The following is a 17467-nucleotide window of genomic DNA, read 5'->3' on the forward strand; positions in this document are numbered from 1 at the left end:
GGCCGAAACCGGCCCGACCGCACTCACCCCTGCTGCGCAGCCTTCTCCGCGGCCTGCGCCTGGGCCACCTGTTGCGGTGTGAAGCGGATGAACAGGGCGGCCAGCCCGGCGATGAGGGCGCAGCCGGCGCTGCCGACGAGGGCGAAGGTGTACCCGTTGCCCAGTGCCTCGAGTTGCGCCGGATTCATGTCGGCGACCTTCCCGGAGACGCCGCCGAGCGACAGCGTGCGCGAGGTGGCCATCGCCCCGATGACCGCGAGGGCGAGGGGCCCGCCGAGAGTCTGCGCCACCTGGGCGATGGCGGCGAGCGGTCCGATCTCCGTCTCCGACACACCGGCGATGGCACACAGCGGGAGCGGGACGACGGCGAGTCCGACACCGAATCCGATGCCGATGACCGGCACGAACAGGTTGCCGAGGTAGGTAGCGGAACTGTCGAGAGTGGAGCCGTACAGCAGCCCGACCACCATGATGGCGGCGCCGGCGACCACGAGCCACCGGGGCTGGATCCGCACGGCGAGCTTGGACGCCACGGCCGCCGCACTGCCGAGACCGAACGCGAACGGGATGAACGCGAGGCCGGCCTCGAGGGGGCTGTAGCCGAGGATGTCCTGGACGAACAACGCCACGAACGCGGCGACCGTGAACATGACCGCACCGGCGAAGAAGATCGCGACGAGGGTGGCCACCCGGTTCTTGTCGGTGAACAGGGAGAACGGCAGCAGCGGGTTGTCCGCGGTGCGTTCGACGTACAGGAACGCGCAGAACAGCACCAGGCCGGCGACGAGCGCACCGATCACGTACGGACTGTCCCAGCCGAGTTCCGGACCTTCGGTGAGCGCGAAGACCACCCCGGTCGCCGCGACCGTCGCGAGGACCGCGCCCGGAACGTCGAGGGCCAGGCGCTCGCCCGCCGTCTCCTTCAACGCCACGAACGCGCACCCCACGATGACGACACCGATGGGCACGTTGATCAGGAAGATCAGTCGCCACGACACCTCGGTGAGCGCGCCGCCGATGATGAGGCCTGCGATCGACCCGATGCCCGTCATGGCAGCGAAGATGGCGATGGCCTGGTTGCGCGCAGGGCCGGCCGCGAACGTGGTCGCGACGAGCGCCAGCGCCGTCGGTGATGCCACCGCCGCGCCGACTCCCTGCAGGAACCGCGCGGCGATCAGCATGAACTCCCCCACCGCGAGACCACACAGCAGCGACGCGACGGTGAACAGGGCGACACCGCCGACGAACATCTTCTTCCGGCCGAACGCGTCACCGAGCCGGCCGCCGAGGAGCATGAGGCCACCGAACGCCAGCGCGTACGACGTGAGCACCCAGTTGCGGCCGCTGTCGCTGAGACCGAGGTCGGCCTGCAGCGGTGCGAGCGCGAGGTTGGCGACGGTGCCGTCGAGAACCACCATCATCTGCAGCCCGCTCAGCACGATGATCGCCAGGCCCATCACACGGGTGGCGGGAGTCGGAATCACCGCAGACTTCTTCGACGCTGAGGTGGTTTCGGGCATTCCGGAATCAGACACGATCGTTCACGTTACCCAGCGTCCACAGAAAACCCGGCCACCGGCCCGATGACCACGATGGCGGGCGGACGGATCTGCTCTTCCTTCACCCGGGCGGCGACGGACTGCAGATCGGCGCGCAGGGTGCGCTGCGTCCGCAGCGTCCCCTCCTGGATGACGGTGACCGGTGTGTCCACGGGACGGCCACCCTGCATCAGAACGGTCGCGAATGCCTCGATGCGTTCGACGGCCATCAGCAACACGATCGTGCCCTTCAACCGGGCCAGCGCGGCCCAGTCGACGAGGGAATCCGGGTGGTCGGGCGCGACGTGCCCGCTGACGACGACGAACTCGTGGGTGACGCCGCGGTGGGTGACCGGGATGCCGGCGGCCGACGGCACCGAGATGGCGCTGGTGATCCCGGGCACGACGGTGACGGGCACACCTGCCGCAGTGCACGCCTCGAGTTCCTCGTAGCCACGACCGAACACGTACGGGTCGCCGCCCTTGAGCCGCACCACGAACTTCCCGGCCTTCGCGCCGTCGATGAGGGCGGCGTTGATCGCCTCCTGCGCCATCGCGCGGCCGTACGGGATCTTGGCCGCGTCGATCACCTCGACGTCCGAGCCCAGTTCGGCGAGCAACTCCGGTGGGGCGAGGCGGTCGGCCACCACGACATCGGCCCGGGCGAGCAGTCGACGGCCGCGCACGGTGATGAGGTCGGGATCGCCGGGGCCGCCGCCGACCAGTGCGACACCGGCCGCCGGGGACTCGGCGGTGTCCGCGATCGCACCCGATTGCAGGCCCTCCACCAGGGCGGTGCGCACAGCGGCGGATCGCCGGTGGTCGCCGCCCGCCAGCACGCCGATGCTCATGCCGTCGTAGCTCGCGCTCGCGGGTGTGACGGCAGTGCCGTAGCGGGCATTGTCGGCGCGGACGCAGAAGACTCGGTTCCGCTCGGCCTCGGCGACGATCGCCGCGTTGGTGTCCGGCTCGTCGGTGCACGCGATGGCGTACCAGGCGTCCGCGAGGTCGCCGTCCCGGTACTCGCGAAGTTCCACTGTGATCTGTCCGGCCGTGGCCATCCCCTCGACCGCCGGCGTGACCGCCCGGCTGATCAGGTGCACCCGCGCACCCGACGCGATGAGGAGACCGAGCCTGCGCTGCGCTACCGTTCCGCCACCGACCACGACCACACGACGATCGGCCAGGTTGAGTCCGACCAGGTAGTTGGTCTCGTCTCCGGTGGCAGCAGTCACGCGCTCTCCCCGTTTCTCCAGAAATTCGTGCAGGTCTCGTCTCGAACCTACGAAACTTTACGGGCTGCCGCGACGACGACGCCATTCGCGGACCACTTGGTCAGGATCAGGGGCCCGCCGCCCGCGCCGAGCACCGCCGCCGCTTCCGCGACGCTCGGCGATCCGGTCGCCGAGCGCACCCGCTCCGACGGGTTCGCCACGTCGACGGCGGCGAGTTCCCCGGCGGCGAATCCGTGGACGGGGACGCCCAACTCCGACGCGGCGTCCAGGAGGGCCGGTTCCCCCGCCTTCCGGTCGAGGGTGTTCAGGCAGTGCAGCGTCGTCACCGCGTCCAGGGTCGCGGACACCAGCAACTGCCGGACAGCGGCGAGAATGTCCTCGCTGCGTGCTGCCGCGCGGAACCCGACGCCGACGCAGACGTCAACCATGCGCGGAGAAGGCGCGGGCCGCGGCCACGAACCGTGCGATCGCCTCCGGGTGACCCGCGGGGTGCGTGTGCAGGTACGAGGCGTGCACGCCGCCGCGGACGAACCCCTCGCGGGCGGGGACACCGTCCCAGGGCCGCCAGCCCCAGGCCGGAGCGAAGCCGACCGCCTCGGCCGTGTCGAGCGACGTGCGGTGGAACTCGTGGCCGACCACGCGCTCACCCGCCGAGAAGAGTGTGGAGTCCGTCACCGCCACCGCCTCGCGGTACCCGAGCGTGAGTCGTGAGCCGAAGGACGCGTCGACTCCGACCACCGAGGCCATCGCGTGACCGTCCAGGCTGCGCGCGAGATAGAGCAACCCGGCGCACTCGGCGTGAATCGGCGCCCCCGCCGTCGCGAGTGCGCGTATCTGTGTCAGGAGCGCGGAGTTCTCCGCGAGGCCGACGGCGTGCTCCTCGGGGAAACCACCGGGCAGCACCACGCCGCTCGTGCCGGACGGCAACGCGTCGCGCAGGGGGTCGAACGTGGTCACGTGCGCACCGGCGGCGTCGAGGAGTTCGCGGTGTTCGGCGTACCCGAACGTGAACGCCCGGCCCCCGGCGATCGCGACAGTGGGGCGCGGACCGGACGGAGGTGGTCCGACCTCGACGGCCGGGTCCCACGCCGGGCCGTCGACGGTCGAGGAGGCCAGCGCGCGGATGGCGGGCAGGTCGAGGTGGCGGGCGGCCAGCCGGGTCATCGCGTCGACGGCGGTCACCGCGTCGGCGCCGTGTTCGGCCGCCGGGATCAGCCCCAGGTGGCGGGACGGGACCTCCAGTTCCGCCATCCGCGGCACGGCACCGAGCACGGGTAGACCGACGCGCTCGCACGCCTGCCGGAGCACCTGCTCGTGCCGTGGGCTTCCCACCCGGTTGAGGATCACCCCGCCGATGCGGACCCCGGAGTCGTACGTCGAGAAGCCGTGCAGGACCGCGGCGAGGCTCTGACTGTGCCCGCGGGCATCGACCACGAGCACGACGGGTGCGCCGAGGAGTGCAGCCACCTGCGCCGTCGACCCCTCCGCCGAAGGCTCGTGCGAGGCGGCGTCGATCTTGCCGTCGAACAGACCCATCACGCCCTCGACCACCGCAACGTCGCAGCCCGCACTGCCGTGCCGGTACAGCGGGGCGATCCGGCGGGCCCCCACCATGACCGGGTCGAGGTTTCGGCCCGGACGTCCCGCGGCGAGCCCGTGATACCCGGGGTCGATGTAGTCGGGTCCGACCTTGAACGGTGCCACCGCGCAGCCCGACTCACGCAGGGCTCCGACCACACCGGTTGCGACGGTGGTCTTTCCGCTACCCGATGCCGGGGCGGCGATCACCACCGCGGGCACGGCGGGGAGCGTCGTCACCACTCGATGCCCCGCTGGCCCTTCCGGCCTGCGTCCATCGGATGCTTGATCTTGGTCATCTCCGTCACCAGATCGGCGGCGTCGATCAGCGCCTGCGGGGCGTCGCGCCCGGTGATCACCACGTGCTGGTTGCCCGGCCGGTTCTGCAGGACCTCGACCACCTCGTCGACGTCGACCCACCCCCACTTCAGCGGGTAGGTGAATTCGTCGAGCACGTAGAACCGGTGCTCCTCGGCGCCCAACCGGCGCGCGATCTCGCGCCATCCCTCGGCGGCCGCGGCGGCGTGGTCTTCCTCGCTGCCGTGCTTGCGCGTCCACGACCAGCCCTCGCCCATCTTGTGCCACTGCACCGCACCGCCGACTCCGGTGTCGTCGTGCAGCTGACCGAGCGCGCGAAAGGCAGCTTCCTCCCCCACCTTCCACTTGGCGCTCTTGACGAACTGGAACACCCCGACGTCGAATCCCTGGTTCCAGGCCCGCAGCGCCATGCCGAACGCGGCGGTCGACTTCCCCTTGCCCGGTCCGGTGTGGACCGCGAGCACGGGAGCGTTGCGCCGCTGTCGTGTGGTGAGGCCGTCGTTGGGAACGTTCTCGGGAACACCCTTGGGCATGTCTCGTCTCTCTCCTACCGAATTCGTGTCCGAATCATGCAGCGGCGCGAACGACACCCGCGACCTGCTGCGCGGACAGTTCGCCGAGGCGGACGTACCCGCCTCGCAGCTGCCGCGACAGTTCCGCGGCCAGTCCGAGCCGGACCATGCCGGTCTCGCAGTCGACGACCACCGACGCGACTGAGCTGTCGGCGAGCAGTCCCGCGGCCACCTTGGCCCGGTGCAGCGCGTCCTTGCCGCCCGTCGCCCGCCCGTCCGTCAGCGCGACGACGAGAGCGCGGCGCTGCGGATCCCGGAGTCGTTCCCGCAGCACGACCTCGCGGGCGCGCAGGAAACCTTCTGCCAGTGGCGATTTGCCGCCCGTTTTCATTCCGCGCAGGCGCCGGACCGCGATGTCGACGGACGACGTCGGGGGTAGGACCAGTTCCGCGCTTCGTCCGCGAACCGTGATCACGGCCACCTTGTCGCGGCGCTGGTAGGCGTCGCGCAGCAGCGAGACGACGGCACCGGTGACGGCCGACAGCCGATCACGGGCCGCCATCGACCCGGACGCGTCCACGACGAACACCACGAGGTTGCCCTCGCGACCTTCACGGATCGCCCCACGCAGATCGGCGGAGTCCAGGATCATCCGGCCGCTGGTCCGGCCGCGGTCCACTTGCCGGCCTGCGGCCGCGAACAGCGTGCCGACCAGATGGAGGCCGTGCCCCTGCTCGGCGGTGGAGCGCACCGCGCGACCGCGGGACGAACGCGAGCGGGAACGCCGGCCCGGTGCGCCCTCACCGACGCCGGGTACTTCGAGGAGCTTGGTGGTGAACTGGGTGCCGGTCGGCCCGGCCGGACGCTCCGGCGGTGGTGGGGCGCCGCCGCCGGGTCCGGGGTCGTCGGGCCCCTCGGGGTCGGTATCCGGGTCCGGGGCCTCGGCGCCCGGAGGGCTGTCGGGCGGAGATCCGGGTTCCGGTTCCTCCGGTTCGCCGGCACCGGCCCTGGCGTCCTCGTCCGCCTGGCGGAGAGCGTCGTCCAGTTGCTGTTCGTCGAGACCGGGTTCGTCGAACGGATCCCGGCGACGACGGTGCGGCAGGGTCAGTTCCGCGGCCACCCGCACGTCGTCGGCGGTGACCGCCCCGGCGCCCCGCCACGCGGCGTGTGCGGTGGCGGTCCGGGCGAGGACGAGATCGGCGCGCATGCCGTCCACATCGAATGATGCACAGAGAGAAGCGATTCGGCGCAATTCGACATCGTCGAGTTCGACGGAGTCGAGCCGGTCGCGGGCCTCCAGGATGGCGGCGGCGAGCGCGGCGTCCTGCCCGGCGTAGCGCTCGGCGAACCGGGCCGGGTCCCGCTCGAAGTCGAGCCGACGCCGGACCACCTCCATCCGCACGTCCACATCCCGCGACGCCGACACGTCGACGGCCAGCCCGAACCGGTCCAGAAGCTGCGGCCGGAGTTCACCCTCTTCGGGATTCATGGTGCCGACCAGCACGAACCGGGCGGCATGCGAGTGCGAGATGCCGTCACGCTCGACGTGGACACGGCCCATCGCCGCCGCGTCGAGGAGGACGTCGACCAGGTGGTCGTGCAGGAGGTTGACCTCGTCGACATAGAGGACACCCTGATGGGCGGCCGACAGAAGTCCGGGTTGGAAAGCTCGTTCGCCGTCGCGCAGGACCTTCTCGAGGTCGAGGGAACCGACGACCCGGTCTTCCGTGGCACCGACTGGCAACTCGATCAGGCGCGCCGGCCGCGACCCGTTCTCGTCGTGCACCGCGGGCAGCAACGCGGTGAGCGCACGGACCACCGTCGACTTGGCCGTGCCCTTCTCTCCGCGCACCAGCACACCGCCGATTCCGGGGTGGACCGCGCAGAGGACGAGCGCGAGCCGCAACCGGTCCTGACCGACCACCGCACTGAACGGAAATCCCCACGAAAAGTCGGGTCGAGCCTGGTCCACTTCACGATCCGTGCGCACGCTGCATCCCTTCACGTCCCGGTTTCCTCGCCGAGAGCTTTGGCCGGTACGAACGCCGCGGCAATCTGGCTGGGAGGCCGGGACGGCGACCAGGGTGCTGGCAGCCGAAACGGGGATCCGTCACAGTGGCGGGACCGCGCCTGATTCGAACAGGACTTCCCCGCGGACATTCACCTGACGACCCTAGTCGGCGCTCACTTCCCCGCGCTCGACGGGGCCGCCTCCCCCACCTCGTACGCGGCACCGCCGCCGACCCCATAGGCGGCACCGCCGCCGCGACGCATGGGGACGTGCGGGATGCCGTCCTCGACGAACTCTTCACCGTCCGGCTTGAAACCGTGCTTGGCGTACATGTCCACGAGGTATGTCTGTGCGTTGATCCGGCACGGCGCGTCCCCGACCTCGGCAAGGGCGGCGCGCAGAAGACGCGTGGTGTGCCCCTGGCCCCGGGCCGGCCGCGACGTGCAGAGCCGCCCGATGCGGAACGACTTGTTGCCGTCGGCGTGCTCCTCGAGCAGGCGGAGGGTGCACACCACCTGCCCGTCCTGTTCCAACCAGAAGTGGCGGGTCTCGACGAGCAGGTCACGACCGTCCAGTTCCGGGTACGGGCACGCCTGCTCGACGACGAAGACCTCTACGCGAAGCTGGAGCAACTCGTAGAGCGTCTTGTTGTCGAGATCGAGAGCCCACGAACGCTTGAGTGCTGCGGTTGCCGTCATGACAGGCAACTATCGCACAGCGCCGGCGAGTGTGCGCGCCCGCCGACCCAGGCCGGGCGGTGCATCAGACCGCGACCGACGCGTCCTCCACCTTGCTGGTGTCGAGTTGCAGGACCTTCGACGTCCAGTCCCACACCTGCGAGAACAGTTCGGTGTCGTCGGAGAGCTTCACACCCAGCGACGGCACCATTTCCTGGAGCTTCGGCTTCCACGACTCGTACTGGGTCGGGAAGCACCGCTGCAGCACGTCGAGCATGGCGGGCACCGCGGTCGAGGCGCCCGGCGAGGCGCCGAGCAGTCCCGCGATGCTGCCGTCGGCGGCGTTGACGACCGCGGTGCCGAACTCGAGGACACCGCCCTTGCCCTTGGCTCGACGGATGACCTGGACGCGCTGGCCCGCGGTGATCAGCTCCCAGTCCTTGCCGAGCGCCTTCGGGACGAACTCCCGCAGGGTCTCGATCCGGCCGGCCTCGGACATGGCGAGCTCACTGATCAGGTACTTGACGAGTCCGAGTTCGCTGACGCCGACCCCGAGCATCGACAGCAGGTTGTTCGGCTTGACCGAACTGGGCAGGTCGGTGACGCGCCCCTGCTTGAGGAACTTGGGCGACCAGCCGGCGTAGGGGCCGAACAGCAGTCCGGGCTTGTTGCCGATCACGCGGGTGTCGAGGTGCGGAACCGACATGGGCGGTGCGCCGACCGCGGCCTTGCCGTAGACCTTGGCGCGGTGCTGGTCGATGAGCTCCGGGTTGGTGCAGCGCAGGAACGCGCCGCTCACGGGGAACCCGCCGAAGCCCTTGGCCTCCTCGATGCCGGACTTCTGCAGCAGGTGCAGCGCACCGCCACCGGCGCCGACGAACACGAACTTGGCGCGCACGACCTTTTTCGCACCGTTGCGGCGGTTGGTGACCTTGACCACCCAGCTGCCGTCGGACTGCTTGGTGAGGTCGGTGACCTCGTGCCCGAAGTGGACAACGCCGCCGGACGCGCCGACGTAACCGAGGAGCTGCTTGGTCAGGGCGCCGAAGTCGACGTCGGTGCCGTCCTGGGTCCAGTTGAGAGCGACGGGATCGCTGAAGTCGCGGCCCTTCGCCATCAACGGCAGGCGACGGGTGAACTCGTCGGGGGCGTCGATGTACTCCATGCCCGCGAACAGGGGGTGACCGGCGAGGGCGTCGTAGCGGGCCCGCAGGTACTTCGCGTTGGCCTCGCCGTGCACGAAACTCACGTGCGGGATCGGGTTGATGAACTCCTTGGGCTGCGTCAGCACACCGCTCTCGACGCCGTGCGCCCAGAACTGCCGCGACACCTGGAACTGCTCGTTCACGTTGACGGCCTTCGTGATGTCCACGGTGCCGTCGGCGTTCTGCGGGGTGTAATTGAGCTCACACAGCGCAGAGTGGCCGGTGCCCGCGTTGTTCCACGGGTCGCTGCTCTCGGCGGCTACTGCGTCGAGCCGCTCGAATGTGGTGATCGACCAATCGGGCTGCACCTGACGCAGGATCGCTCCCAGCGTCGCGCTCATGATGCCCGCGCCAACCAGCACTACATCCGTTTTCGTCTCTACCGCATTCTGATCTGACACTGGAGTATCGACTTCCTTGTCCATAGCCGTACGCGCATACGCCTGCCGTGTTCGCCGGATAGGTTACCCGCGCGTATGAGCGAGAATCACCTGCCCCAATTGTGCGCCTCCCCGCGCCCTCGAAACGCACATTAGATTGTGATCTGTGACTACCTGGGCTCCCGACGTCCTCGGCGACGGATATCAACAGCTGACCATCCCTCTCGGGACCGACCCCGACGGCGAGGGCGAGGTGAAGGCCACCCTGATCCGCTACCAGCCGGCGCAGGAGACGAAGAAGACCGGTCGCGCCGTGCTGTACGTCCACGGATTCACCGACTACTTCTTCCAGAAACACCTCGCCGAGCACTTCGCCGAACAGGGTTACGCGTTCTTCGCGCTCGATCTCCGCAAGTGCGGGCGCTCGCTCGAACCGGGGCAGACCGCGCACTTCGTCTCCGACCTCTCGCTGTACGACGCCGAATTGAACGAGGCGTTGCGAGTGGTCCGCGAACAGACCGGTGACGGCGAGGTCCTGCTGGTGGCGCACTCGACCGGCGGTCTGGTGCTGCCGCTGTGGCTGCATCGCCTCCAGCGCAAGTCCGGTGGCACCGCCGCCCTCGGCATCAGCGGGGTCATCCTCAACAGCCCGTGGTTCGATCTTCAGGGCCCGTCGTACCTGCGGAACGTCGGCACGGTGGCGGTCGACGCGGTCGGTCGCGTCAAGCGCAAGTCGATCATCCCGAAGACCGGTCTCGACACGTACGGCGTCAGCCTGCACGTCGAGGGCAACGGCATCTGGAACTACAACCTGGACTGGAAGCCGCTGAGCGGTTTCCCCGTCACGTTCGGGTGGCTGCGCGCGGTGCGCCGCGGGCACGCGCAGCTGCACCGGGGACTCGACATCGGTGTTCCCGCCCTGATCCTCCGGTCCAAGGCGTCGTACTTCGCCCCGCGATACGACCCCCGGGTCGACACGGCCGACGCCGTCCTCGACGTCCGGCAGATCGCGCGCTGGGCGGGATGCCTCGGCGACCGCACCACGATCGTGCCCATCCCGGGCGCCCGGCACGACGTGTTCCTGTCCTCGGACGAGCCCCGCGCCCAGGCGTTCGCCGAGGTGGACCTCTGGCTCGACTGGCTGCACGGCCACAACTCTGCGGAGGCCACACGGTGACGCATTTCGATCTCGCCATCATCGGTTCGGGGTCCGGCAACTCGCTGCCCGACGACCGGTTCGCGGACAAGAAGATCGCGATCCTCGAGGAGGGCACGTACGGCGGAACGTGCCTCAACGTGGGCTGCATCCCGACCAAGATGTTCGTCTACGCCGCCGAGGTGGCCCGCACGGTCACGGGTTCCTCGAAGTACGGCATCGACGCGCAACTCGAGGGTGTGCGCTGGCCCGACATCGTGAAGCGGGTCTTCGGCCGCATCGATCCGATCTCGGCCGGCGGGGAGCGCTACCGCGCGGAGGACAGCCCCAACACCACACTGTTCCGCGGGCACGCGACGTTCGTGGGACCGCGAACCCTCGACACCGGGACCGGGGAGGTCGTCACCGCGGATCAGGTGGTGATCGCCGCCGGGTCGCGACCGATCATTCCCGACGTGGTGCGCGAGTCGGGCGTGCGGTACTACACGAACGAGGACATCATGCGGCTGCCGGAGTTGCCGGAGCGCATGGTGATCATCGGTGCGGGATTCATCGCCGCCGAGTTCGCGCACGTGTTCTCCGCGCTGGGCACCCGGGTGTCGCTGATCGCGCGAAGTTCGCACCTGCTGCGGCACCTCGACGCGGACGTCTCCCGCCGGTTCACGGATCTGGCCCAGAGGAAATGGGATGTGCATCGCGGCCACGCCGTCGCGGCCGTGCGCCGGGACGCTGACGGGGTCGCGGTCGAACTCGAGGACGGCACCGTCGTCTCGGGTGACGTGCTCCTGGTGGCGACCGGGCGGCAACCGAACGGGGACGCCCTCGGGGTCGCCGCCGGCGGTATCGACCTCGACGACGAGGGACGCGTCGTGGTCGACGAATTCCAACGCACCAGTGCCGAAGGCGTTTTCGCGCTCGGCGACGTCTCCTCCCCCTTCCAGCTCAAGCACGTCGCCAATCACGAGGCGCGCGTCGTCCAGCACAATCTGCTGCAGGATGCGTGGAAGGACACCTCGGGGCTGCGCTCGACGGACCACCGGTTCGTTCCCGCGGCCGTGTTCACCGACCCGCAGATCGCGCACGTCGGGCTGACCGAGGCGGAGGCCCGGGAGGCCGGCTGGGACATCACGGTGAAGGTGCAGGCATACGGCGACGTCGCCTACGGGTGGGCCATGGAGGACGACGAGGGTCTCTGCAAGGTCATCGCCGAACGCGGCACCGGGCGACTGCTGGGTGCGCACGTGATCGGCGCCCAGGCGCCCACGGTGATCCAGCCGCTGATCCAGGCGATGAGCTTCGGCCAGACGGCGCAGCAGATGGCGCGGGGGCAGTACTGGATTCACCCGGGTCTGCCCGAGGTGGTCGAGAACGCTCTCCTCGGTCTCGACCTGCCGCCAGAGTGACGGTCGCGAAGTCGGTCGCGCTGTTCGCCGTCGCCGCGCTGTTCGAGATCGGCGGCGCCTGGCTGGTCTGGCAGGGGGTCCGCGAGCACCGGGGCTGGATCTGGATCGGCGCCGGTGTGGCGGCGCTCGGGACGTACGGGTTCGTCGCGACGATGCAGCCGGACACAAACTTCGGCCGCATCCTCGCCGCGTACGGCGGGGTGTTCGTCGCGGGCTCGCTGATCTGGGGCATGGTGGCCGACGGGTTCCGGCCGGACCGTTGGGACGTGTCGGGTGCCCTGATCTGCCTGCTGGGTATGGCCGTCATCATGTACGCCCCACGCTGAGCACGGTCGTGCCCGGCGTGGGGCCGGATTTACCAGGTTTTTAGAGGCAGGGTTTCACCAGGGGCTGGTGCGGAGAACGATCTCGGTGGCCAGCTCGGCGGCCGCCGAGGCCGGAACGTTGGTGACGCCGTCGAGTTGCACGACGCGGAAGTCGGAGTAGACGAAGCGTCCGCTCGCGTCCGCCTCTGCGCGCCGGTCGGGGCTGGCGACCATGACGGTGGTGGGGAGTTCGACCGCCGGACAATCGGATCCGCGCACCGCGCCCTGCGCGTCGGGTGCCGCCGGATGGCCTCGGTCGGCCACCACCAGGCTGGCGAAGCGGCCGAACTGTCGTGCCGCAAGCGACCAGGCCAGCTCGGCCCCTTCCCGGCTGCCGACGAGGTTCACCCACCCCACCTTCAGTTCGTCGAGCAGAGCCATGACCGTCGATTCGTCGAGACCGGTGATGTCCTCGGGCACGATCGTGCGCAGGTCCGAATTGTGCAGGCGCTCGCAGACGCCGTCGTAGACATCCGGTCCGTCGCCGGCCCCCGGGAGCAGGAGAACGGTGTGTTTGCTCGCCGGCCCGTCGATCCGGACCGTGCAGTTTCCATTTCCCACCGCCACGTGCGTCAGTTCCATGGCTAAAAACTACGCGATGGGGGACGTCTTGCGCTCGGACCTCCCTAGTTCTATGGTTCATTACATGAGTAATGAACCGATCAACCGACGGGGCCGGCGTCGATGATCGACAACGGCAGACCGCTGTTCCAGCAGATCGCGGAGCTCATCGAGAACTCGATCATCGACGGAACCCTTCCCGAGGACGGCCAGGTGCCGTCCACCAACGAGCTCGCCGCCTTCCACCGGATCAACCCGGCGACCGCGGCCAAGGGACTGAACCAGCTCGTCGCCGACGGGATCCTCTACAAGAAGCGGGGAATCGGCATGTTCGTCACCTCCGGCGCCCGGAACGCGCTGCGCTTCCGGCGACGCGAGCGGTTCGCGCGCCAGTTCATCGATCCGCTCGTCACCGAGGCGGACAAACTCGGCGTCAGCATCGCGGAACTCAAGACCATGCTCAACCAACGGGAGGGAGCACGATGATCGGCACAGCGTTCGACACGAAGACGGTCGCCTCGGCGCGGGGCCTCGGCAAGCGATTCGGCGACTTCGTCGCACTCGACGGGATCGATTTCTCCTTGCAGGAGAACAAGATATACGGCCTCCTCGGCCGTAACGGCGCCGGTAAGACCACACTCATGCAGATCCTCACCGGCCAGGAGTTCCAGACTTGGGGCACGGTCGAGATCTTCGGGCAGGCTCCGCACGAGAATTCCCGGGTACTCACCGACGTCTGCTTCGTCAAGGAGAGCCAGAAGTACCCGGATGACTTCCGGGTCGGGCACGTCCTCAGGGCCGCGCGTCACCTGCTCCCCCACTGGGACGAGGAACTGGCGCAGACGCTTCTCAAGGACTTCGACCTGCCGGTATGCCGCAAGGTGAAGAAGCTGTCGCGGGGCATGACGTCGGCGCTCGGGGTGACGGTCGGTCTGGCCTCCCGGGCCCCGCTCACGCTGTTCGACGAGCCGTATCTGGGTCTCGACGCGGTGGCCCGGCACCTCTTCTACGACCGGCTCCTCGCCGACTACGCCGAACGCCCTCGCACGGTTGTGCTCTCCACCCACCTCATCGACGAGGTCAGCGACCTGATCGAACACGTGATCCTCATCGACAAGGGGCGGATCGTTCTCGACGAGGACGCCGACACACTCCGCGGGGGCGCACTCGTCGTCTCCGGCCTGACGCAGCTGGTCGAGGACTTCACGTCGAACAAGACTGTCCTGCACCGCGAATCGCTGGGCAATCACGCACGGGCAACCGTGCAGACCACCCTGTCGGATCTCGAACGGAACCGGGCGGTGGACGACGGTCTGCGGTTCGAACCGCTCAGCCTTCAGCAACTCGTGGTCCGCAGCACCACGTCCACCGAGACCACGGCCACCAAGGAGGATGCACGATGACGAACCGGGTCCTGACCGTCTCCCGCATTCACACCGTCGCCTGGCCCCTGCTCGTCGCCTGGCCGCTGGGCATACTGATCGCGTCGTTCACGATCGGTGCCGCCATCTTCGCGATGGTCGGCGACACCGGCAGCGACACCAACTTCACCGGTGGCGTCTTCTCACTGTTCGGATTCGCGCTGGTGTTCTACCTGCAGGCCATGACGCAGACGTTCCCGTTCGCCCTGGGAATGAGCGTCACCCGACGCGACTACTTCGCGGCCACCCTGCTGGTCGCCGCGGTGCAGGTGGTCGTGTTCGGGGTGCTGCTCTACGAGCTGTCGCTGATCGAGGAGGCCACCGGCGGCTGGGGTGTGGGGATGCGGATGTTCGCGATTCCCCACTACTTCACCTCCGCACCGGTGATTCAGCTGGCCACGTACTTCGCCTTCCTGGCACTGACCGCGGCGGCCGGAATGTTCCTGGGCGCACTGCATCACCGGTGGCGGGTGGTGGGGCTCTTCACACTCGGCGTCGGAACCCTGCTCGCCGCAGGCGCCGCCGCGTTCGTGATCACGTGGCAGAAGTGGTGGCCGGACATCGGCCACTGGTTCACCGACGTGCCCCGGTCGGTGCCGATGGTGTGGCTGCCGGCGCTGGTCGCGGCGGCGGGAATCACCGCGGCGTGGGCGATCCTCCGCCGCGCGACGGCCTAACGTCCCAGATCCGACGAAATAGCAGGGAGGCCCTGCGGGGCGCCGGCGCCGATCAGCGCCTCGAGGACGCCGAGATCGAGATTCTGTTCCACCAAGTCTGCGAGCAGGTCGAGTTGAGCGGTCCGGATCGCGGCGACGTCCGTGTCCGGGGCGGTGACGAAGCCGGTTCTCCCCGCGTGTTCGGCCACGTCGTCCAGCAGGATCCGGCGAAAGCGGTCGGTCTCCAGGAGACCGTGCCAGTGCGTGCCGTAGACGGCGCCGCGGATGCTGCCTTCCGCGGCGCCGCTGCTCGCGTGGAGCAGCGGTGCGTCGCCGTTGCGCCGGACCCGGCCGTGATGGATCTCGTACCCGGACACCGGGACTCCGTAGGCGTTGCCGCGCACCTGCGCGAGCACCTTATCCGGCGCGAATTCCACCTCGAGGTCGAGCAGTCCGAGCCCGGTCACCGCACCGCGGCCGGATTCGACGTCGTCGACGATCACGGATCCGAGCATCTGGTAGCCGCCGCAGACGCCGAGCACCGGGCCGCCGCGTTTCGCGTGTGCCACGATCGCGTCGGCGATGCCGTTGCGGCGCAACCACTCCAGATCCGACACCGTCGACTTGCTGCCGGGCAGAACGATCAGGTCGGTGTCCTCGAGCCGGGACGGATCGGTGACCCAGCGCACCGACACCCCCGGCTCGCACGCGAGCGCCTCGACGTCCGTCGAATTCGAGATGCGGGGCAGGCGGACGGCCGCCACGCGCAACCAGTCGTCGCCGACCGGGGGTGCCGGACGCCCGACCGGTGCGTCCCCGACCACGCCGAGCGAATCCTCCGCGTCGAGCCACAGGTCCTCGGCGAAGGGAACCACACCGAGCGTCGGGCGTCCCGTCATCGCCGTCAACTGCTCGAGACCCGGCGCGAGCAGCGACACGTCGCCGCGGAACTTGTTGATCACGAATCCCGCGATCAGCGCCTGGTCCTCCGGTGCGAGGACGGCCACGGTGCCGAACAGGTGGGCCAGTACCCCGCCGCGGTCGATGTCGCCGACGACGATCACCGGGAGGTCGGCGGCCCGGGCGAGTCCCATGTTCGCCAGGTCCGTGGCACGCAGGTTGATCTCGGCGGGAGAGCCGGCCCCCTCGCAGATCACCACGTCGTACTCGGCGCGCAGCGACTGCAGTTCCTCGGCGACCACCGTGCGCAGGTGCTCGCGGTGCTCGATGTAGTCGCGGGCGCCGACGGACGTGACCGCGCGGCCGCGCACCACCAGTTGCGACGTGCGGTCGCTGCCCGGTTTCAGCAGCACGGGATTGAAGCGGACGCTCGGCGCGAGTCCGCAGGCCGCGGCCTGCAGGGCCTGCGCGCGGCCGATCTCGCCCCCGTCGAGCGTGACGACGGAGTTGTTCGACATGTTCTGCGCCTTGAACGGCGCCACCCGGACACCGCGCCGCGCCAGCATCCGGCACAGCCCCGCCACGAGCACACTCTTGCCGGCGTCGGACGTGGTGCCGGCGACGAGCAGGGCGCCCTTCCACCGGCTCTCGTTCAAGGCAGGGTGAGGATCTCGTTGCCGGTCTCGGTGACCACGATGGTGTGCTCGAACTGAGCCGTCCACTTGCGGTCCTTCGTGACCACGGTCCAGTCGTCTTCCCAGATCTCCCAGCCGATGTCGCCGAGGTTGATCATCGGTTCGATCGTGAACACCATCCCCGGTTCGATCACCGTGTCCACGGAGGGCTCGTCGTAGTGGAGGATGACGAGACCGTTGTGGAACGTGGTGCCGATGCCGTGTCCGGTGAAGTCGCGGACCACGCCGTAGCCGAATCGGTGCGCGTACGACTCGATCACGCGGCCGATGACGTTGAGCGCGCGACCCGGTTTGACGGCCTTGATGGCGCGCATCGTCGCCTCGTGAGTGCGCTCCACCAGCAACCGGTTCTCCTCGCTCACGTCCCCCGCGAGGAACGTGGCGTTGGTGTCGCCGTGCACGCCGCCGATGTACGCGGTGACGTCGATGTTGACGATGTCACCGTCCTGGATCACGGTCGAGTCGGGGATGCCGTGACAGATCACCTCGTTGAGCGACGTGCAGCACGACTTGGGGAAACTCTTGTAGCCGAGCGTCGACGGATAGGCGCCGTGATCGATCATGTACTCGTGCGCGATCCGGTCGAGTTCGTCGGTGGTGACGCCGGGCGCCACCGCCTTACCTGCCTCCTGCAGGGCCTGCGCGGCGATCTTGCTCGCCACCCGCATGGCCTCGATGGTCTCGGGGGTCTGCACCCACGGCTCGTTGCCTTCCTTCGCCGTGGGCTTCCACGCGTACTCGGGACGCTCGATGCCCGCCGGTACGGCGAGGACGGGAGACACGGTTCCGGGGCTCAGTGCTGTGCGGACAGACATGGGTACCAGGTTAGACCCGTGCGCGGCCCGGGCGCGTCCGG

At 69.1% G+C, this 17467-nt stretch carries 17 protein-coding genes; 6 read left to right on the forward strand and 11 right to left on the reverse strand.

What is annotated here, in order from left to right; genetic code table 11:
* Window positions 1-23 precede the first annotated feature (23 nt).
* From RJ1_RS26435 to mqo, 8 genes are all read right to left on the reverse strand, one after another.
* On the reverse strand, window positions 24-1520 hold the full coding sequence (locus RJ1_RS26435) for an MFS transporter (protein ID WP_073365451.1): 1497 nt from the start codon (window positions 1518-1520) through the stop codon (window positions 24-26).
* Between the two features lie 26 nt (window positions 1521-1546).
* On the reverse strand, window positions 1547-2773 hold the full coding sequence (gene cobA, locus RJ1_RS26440) for a uroporphyrinogen-III C-methyltransferase (protein ID WP_073365453.1): 1227 nt from the start codon (window positions 2771-2773) through the stop codon (window positions 1547-1549).
* 47 nt (window positions 2774-2820) lie between these two features.
* Window positions 2821-3201: a cobalamin biosynthesis protein gene (locus tag RJ1_RS26445; RefSeq protein ID WP_073365455.1), complete on the reverse strand. Its 381-nt coding sequence runs from the start codon at window positions 3199-3201 to the stop codon at window positions 2821-2823.
* The gene (locus RJ1_RS26450; RefSeq protein ID WP_073365457.1) at window positions 3194-4594 is read right to left on the reverse strand and encodes a cobyrinic acid a,c-diamide synthase CobB; all 1401 of its coding nucleotides are present in this window, start codon (window positions 4592-4594) and stop codon (window positions 3194-3196) included. Before RJ1_RS26450 ends, RJ1_RS26445 begins: the two co-directional genes overlap by 8 nt.
* Window positions 4588-5202 (reverse strand): cob(I)yrinic acid a,c-diamide adenosyltransferase, encoded by a 615-nt coding sequence (cobO, locus tag RJ1_RS26455; RefSeq protein WP_073365459.1) that lies wholly within the window; start codon window positions 5200-5202, stop codon window positions 4588-4590. Before cobO ends, RJ1_RS26450 begins: the two co-directional genes overlap by 7 nt.
* Window positions 5203-5236: 34 nt before the next feature.
* On the reverse strand, window positions 5237-7153 hold the full coding sequence (locus RJ1_RS26460) for a VWA domain-containing protein (protein ID WP_073365537.1): 1917 nt from the start codon (window positions 7151-7153) through the stop codon (window positions 5237-5239).
* Between the two features lie 212 nt (window positions 7154-7365).
* The gene (locus RJ1_RS26465) at window positions 7366-7890 is read right to left on the reverse strand and encodes a GNAT family N-acetyltransferase (RefSeq protein ID WP_073365461.1); all 525 of its coding nucleotides are present in this window, start codon (window positions 7888-7890) and stop codon (window positions 7366-7368) included.
* A gap of 64 nt (window positions 7891-7954) precedes the next feature.
* Entirely contained in the window at window positions 7955-9499 is a 1545-nt protein-coding gene (gene mqo, locus RJ1_RS26470; RefSeq protein ID WP_073365463.1) for a malate dehydrogenase (quinone), read from the reverse strand.
* Window positions 9500-9620: 121 nt separating this feature from the next.
* Between mqo and RJ1_RS26475 the strand changes: the two genes are divergently transcribed.
* From RJ1_RS26475 to RJ1_RS26485, 3 genes are read left to right on the forward strand one after another with little or no spacing between them, the layout of a single operon-like run.
* On the forward strand, window positions 9621-10631 hold the full coding sequence (locus RJ1_RS26475) for an alpha/beta hydrolase (protein WP_073365465.1): 1011 nt from the start codon (window positions 9621-9623) through the stop codon (window positions 10629-10631).
* Window positions 10628-12013 carry a mycothione reductase gene (gene mtr / locus RJ1_RS26480; protein ID WP_073365467.1) on the forward strand — a complete coding sequence of 462 codons (1386 nt, stop codon included), beginning with the start codon at window positions 10628-10630 and terminating at the stop codon, window positions 12011-12013. Before RJ1_RS26475 ends, mtr begins: the two co-directional genes overlap by 4 nt.
* Window positions 12010-12339, forward strand: coding sequence for a YnfA family protein (locus RJ1_RS26485; RefSeq protein ID WP_073365469.1), 330 nt, complete (start codon window positions 12010-12012; stop codon window positions 12337-12339). Before mtr ends, RJ1_RS26485 begins: the two co-directional genes overlap by 4 nt.
* A 54-nt stretch (window positions 12340-12393) precedes the next feature.
* Here the strand turns inward: RJ1_RS26485 and RJ1_RS26490 are convergent, their stop codons facing one another.
* Window positions 12394-12960, reverse strand: coding sequence for an alpha/beta fold hydrolase (locus RJ1_RS26490; protein WP_073365471.1), 567 nt, complete (start codon window positions 12958-12960; stop codon window positions 12394-12396).
* Window positions 12961-13062: 102 nt separating this feature from the next.
* Between RJ1_RS26490 and RJ1_RS26495 the strand changes: the two genes are divergently transcribed.
* From RJ1_RS26495 to RJ1_RS26505, 3 genes are read left to right on the forward strand one after another with little or no spacing between them, the layout of a single operon-like run.
* A complete protein-coding gene (locus RJ1_RS26495) occupies window positions 13063-13425 on the forward strand; it encodes a GntR family transcriptional regulator (protein ID WP_073365473.1) in 363 nt (120 codons plus the stop codon).
* Window positions 13422-14342 carry an ABC transporter ATP-binding protein gene (locus tag RJ1_RS26500; protein WP_073365475.1) on the forward strand — a complete coding sequence of 307 codons (921 nt, stop codon included), beginning with the start codon at window positions 13422-13424 and terminating at the stop codon, window positions 14340-14342. Before RJ1_RS26495 ends, RJ1_RS26500 begins: the two co-directional genes overlap by 4 nt.
* The gene (locus tag RJ1_RS26505; RefSeq protein WP_073365478.1) at window positions 14339-15037 is read left to right on the forward strand and encodes an ABC transporter permease; all 699 of its coding nucleotides are present in this window, start codon (window positions 14339-14341) and stop codon (window positions 15035-15037) included. The genes RJ1_RS26500 and RJ1_RS26505 overlap by 4 nt, the downstream gene beginning before the upstream one ends.
* Here the strand turns inward: RJ1_RS26505 and RJ1_RS26510 are convergent.
* Both RJ1_RS26510 and map read right to left on the reverse strand, forming a co-directional pair.
* Window positions 15034-16572, reverse strand: coding sequence for a cobyric acid synthase (locus tag RJ1_RS26510; RefSeq protein ID WP_073365480.1), 1539 nt, complete (start codon window positions 16570-16572; stop codon window positions 15034-15036). The two genes, RJ1_RS26505 and RJ1_RS26510, sit on opposite strands and share 4 nt — an antisense overlap.
* Window positions 16569-17426, reverse strand: coding sequence for a type I methionyl aminopeptidase (gene map / locus RJ1_RS26515; RefSeq protein ID WP_073365482.1), 858 nt, complete (start codon window positions 17424-17426; stop codon window positions 16569-16571). The genes RJ1_RS26510 and map overlap by 4 nt, the downstream gene beginning before the upstream one ends.
* Window positions 17427-17467 lie beyond the last annotated feature (41 nt).

This window comes from Rhodococcus jostii NBRC 16295 (assembly GCF_001894825.1).
Taxonomy (GTDB): Bacteria; Actinomycetota; Actinomycetes; order Mycobacteriales; family Mycobacteriaceae; genus Rhodococcus_F; species Rhodococcus_F jostii.

Coding starts and splice junctions, on each gene's coding strand:
- RJ1_RS26435 (WP_073365451.1), bottom strand. CDS start 1,520: ATGCCCGAAACCACCTCAGCGTCGAAGAAGTCTGCGGTGATTCCGACT.
- RJ1_RS26445 (WP_073365455.1), bottom strand. CDS start 3,201: ATGGTTGACGTCTGCGTCGGCGTCGGGTTCCGCGCGGCAGCACGCAGC.
- cobO (WP_073365459.1), bottom strand. CDS start 5,202: ATGCCCAAGGGTGTTCCCGAGAACGTTCCCAACGACGGCCTCACCACA.
- RJ1_RS26465 (WP_073365461.1), bottom strand. CDS start 7,890: ATGACGGCAACCGCAGCACTCAAGCGTTCGTGGGCTCTCGATCTCGAC.
- mqo (WP_073365463.1), bottom strand. CDS start 9,499: ATGGACAAGGAAGTCGATACTCCAGTGTCAGATCAGAATGCGGTAGAG.
- RJ1_RS26490 (WP_073365471.1), bottom strand. CDS start 12,960: ATGGAACTGACGCACGTGGCGGTGGGAAATGGAAACTGCACGGTCCGG.
- RJ1_RS26495 (WP_073365473.1), top strand. CDS start 13,063: ATGATCGACAACGGCAGACCGCTGTTCCAGCAGATCGCGGAGCTCATC.
- RJ1_RS26500 (WP_073365475.1), top strand. CDS start 13,422: ATGATCGGCACAGCGTTCGACACGAAGACGGTCGCCTCGGCGCGGGGC.
- RJ1_RS26505 (WP_073365478.1), top strand. CDS start 14,339: ATGACGAACCGGGTCCTGACCGTCTCCCGCATTCACACCGTCGCCTGG.
- map (WP_073365482.1), bottom strand. CDS start 17,426: ATGTCTGTCCGCACAGCACTGAGCCCCGGAACCGTGTCTCCCGTCCTC.